This is a genomic window from Arhodomonas sp. KWT (assembly GCF_010993615.1).
Map to the genome: position 1 here is coordinate 1 of NZ_WNXE01000247.1, position 3,096 is coordinate 3,096.

The following is a 3,096-nucleotide window of genomic DNA, read 5'->3' on the forward strand; positions in this document are numbered from 1 at the left end:
ACAGGCGCTGAAGGAATGGCAACAAAGCCACCCGCAACTATTCATTCGGCAGGTGCGCAATCATCCGGGACCTGACACCTACACGGCAGCGAACTAGAGTCTATCAGCGGTAACCCCCTGTTTGTTGAAGAACAACGGGGATTCAGCAACTGTTGACCCTTTTTTCAGATACTTCGCTAAGCCACTGATTGACGGGATGCCGTCGTCGGCCGCCGGAAAAAGGGTCGGAACGAGGGCACGGTGACCGCGCGGCTGAGCCCGTAGGTGCCGAAGGCGCCCGGCACGGGGTGCCGCTAGGGTAGGTCGGTTGCTCCTGGCAACCGACAGCCACGGTGATATCGCTCACGTGCCGGAACGACACCAGAGCCGGCAATGAGGCACGGCACTGCCCGACAGACGAGGTCAGTGCAGACAACGGCGGGCAGGCCATAGGCGACATCCCGCGGGGACACCGCCCAGGCAAAGCCGCGCCCCGGCCCCCGCCCGCCGACCGGGAGACCGCCGGCACCCCACCTGTCGGTTGCCAGGAGCAACCGACCTACAGAAACGACCCGGCGTAGGTTGTGCGCCGCAGGCGTGCAACGTTCCGCACGGATGTCAGGTGCCGCCTGGGGTCGCACCCGGCGTACCTTACGCCAGTGCGATCACGGACATGACCAAACCGACGGCCAATGGGACCGCGACAGCGCCTGCCTGCAGCACACCATTCGCGATCTTTTCCCGGCAAAGTGCGACGAACCTGGTTTTTGCGCTGCCTGCGCGGCAGCGAACTACCTGGAGCGTCACCTGCTGAGTGGTGAGTTTTTCTGAGCTGCCTGCGCGGCAGCGAACCGGCCCTGCGGATGGAGCTGCAGGGCCTCCGTTTTCTGAGCTGCCTGCGCGGCAGCGAACACCAAGGCCGAGGGCCAGCGCGAACGCGAAATTTTCTGAGCTGCCTGCGCGGCAGCGAACCCGGTGGGCTGGCCCAGATCGGCGAGGGATACTTTCTGAGCTGCCTGCGCGGCAGCGAACGAGTCGGCGCCCGTCCAAATAAGATTTCCCATTTTCTGAGCTGCCTGCGCGGCAGCGAACGATTACCCGTCGGTCGTTCCCCGTAGATGTATATTTCTGAGCTGCCTGCGCGGCAGCGAACACCGACGACGGCTACGCCATCCTGGCCGGCGATTTCTGAGCTGCCTGCGCGGCAGCGAACATGTGATCGATCCGTACTACTACGATCAGAATTTTCTGAGCTGCCTGCGCGGCAGCGAACGAACGGCCTTCCATGCGCCGTCAATTACTCGATTTCTGAGCTGCCTGCGCGGCAGCGAACGAGTGGCAGGTGCTCGACGGCAGCGGCGCCCATTTCTGAGCTGCCTGCGCGGCAGCGAACGGGTGTCTATCGGCACGTTGGCGGCTGCGGCTTTTCTGAGCTGCCTGCGCGGCAGCGAACGCGACACCACGTAGTGATAGGCCACCGACCCTTTTCTGAGCTGCCTGCGCGGCAGCGAACGCGCGGGTGCTGGAGAAGTACGCGCCGTCCGTTTTCTGAGCTGCCTGCGCGGCAGCGAACGCGGCCAGGGTGACGAGGGTCACAGCGACGGTTTTCTGAGCTGCCTGCGCGGCAGCGAACGCCACCCGCCCCTTCACCGGCTTGTCGCCGCCTTTCTGAGCTGCCTGCGCGGCAGCGAACACATTGATGGCAATCTTGAAGCCACCGTAACGTTTCTGAGCTGCCTGCGCGGCAGCGAACACGGCCGAGTTTCGCTCGCTCGCCGCGATGCTTTTCTGAGCTGCCTGCGCGGCAGCGAACACGCGCTCGGCCGGCTCTACGAGTGGCGGGCATTTCTGAGCTGCCTGCGCGGCAGCGAACCTCGCCGGCGCCGCCGCTACCGTCCTCGGGTCTTTCTGAGCTGCCTGCGCGGCAGCGAACGTCCTCGACGTGGTCGATGAGCGGCGGTCGCGTTTCTGAGCTGCCTGCGCGGCAGCGAACAATGCCGCGACTCATAGCGTTGCTGGTGACGTTTTCTGAGCTGCCTGCGCGGCAGCGAACGTGGCGAGGCAGGGACGAAGAACGAGGCGGGATTTCTGAGCTGCCTGCGCGGCAGCGAACGGCGGGATGCCGAGGGTGATCACGTCGGTCGTTTTCTGAGCTGCCTGCGCGGCAGCGAACCTGGCCAGCTCCATATAGAGCCCCCAGCTCCCTTTCTGAGCTGCCTGCGCGGCAGCGAACTAAAAATCACCGAATACGCACAGACTGGGGAATTTCTGAGCTGCCTGCGCGGCAGCGAACCAGCGCCGCCTGATCTTCGCGCAGCCGATCGCTTTCTGAGCTGCCTGCGCGGCAGCGAACATCACGCTTCGCTGATCTCGACGAGCAGATCATTTCTGAGCTGCCTGCGCGGCAGCGAACGGACCAGCTCGGTCTCGCCGAACCGGTCGACCATTTCTGAGCTGCCTGCGCGGCAGCGAACTAGAGTCTATCAGCGGTAACCGCCTGTTTGTTAAAGAACAACGAGGCTCCGGCGGCCGTTGACCCTTTTTTCAGGCACCTCGCTAAGTGACTGATTTACGGGGTCAGGCCATCGGCCGCCGGAAAAAGGGTCAGAACCACGGCACGGTGGCCGTGCGGCTGAGCCCGTAGGTGCTGAAAGCCCCAGGCACGGGGTCCGGGCCGCAGTCGCCGTGTTCGATGAACAGGCTGAACGCCCGGCCGGTACTGCTGCTGCGGACGGTGACGAAGGGGGTCGTCACCTGCCGCTCGACGCTGTCCGGGACCTGGACGCAGGCCTGCTCGTAGGTCTCGCCATGCCGGCGCATGCGCCGGCGCCGCAGCCGCTCGGCGCTGGTCTTGTACTGGCGGCGCCGCACGACCCGGTGAGCGGCCCCGTCGGGTACGGCCCGGATCCCGCCGTGATCGACGTGGTCGCGCATGCCGGTGAGCCAGCGGAGCCCTGTCAGCTCATGGAGCCGGTCCGCCGTTCCGTGGAGCCGCAGCACGTCGCCCAGGGTACGGGGATCGGTCTGATGGGCGGGGAAGCTGATGCCGATATCGTCGGCATCGATGTCCACCAGCCCCCGGTGCAGCTTGCTCACCAGTGCGCCGAGCAGCATGGA

The 3,096-nt window shown here is 65.1% G+C and carries 1 protein-coding gene and 1 CRISPR repeat array; the gene reads right to left on the reverse strand.

From position 1 onward, the window contains the following. Positions 1-743 precede the first annotated feature (743 nt). A CRISPR array of direct repeats spans positions 744-2,453; the repeat unit is 28 nt; unit sequence TTTCTGAGCTGCCTGCGCGGCAGCGAAC. A gap of 130 nt (positions 2,454-2,583) precedes the next feature. Further along, positions 2,584-3,096: type I-F CRISPR-associated endoribonuclease Cas6/Csy4 (gene cas6f, locus G7A99_RS17380; protein ID WP_205599898.1), on the reverse strand; the 513-nt coding region annotated here is incomplete at its 5' end.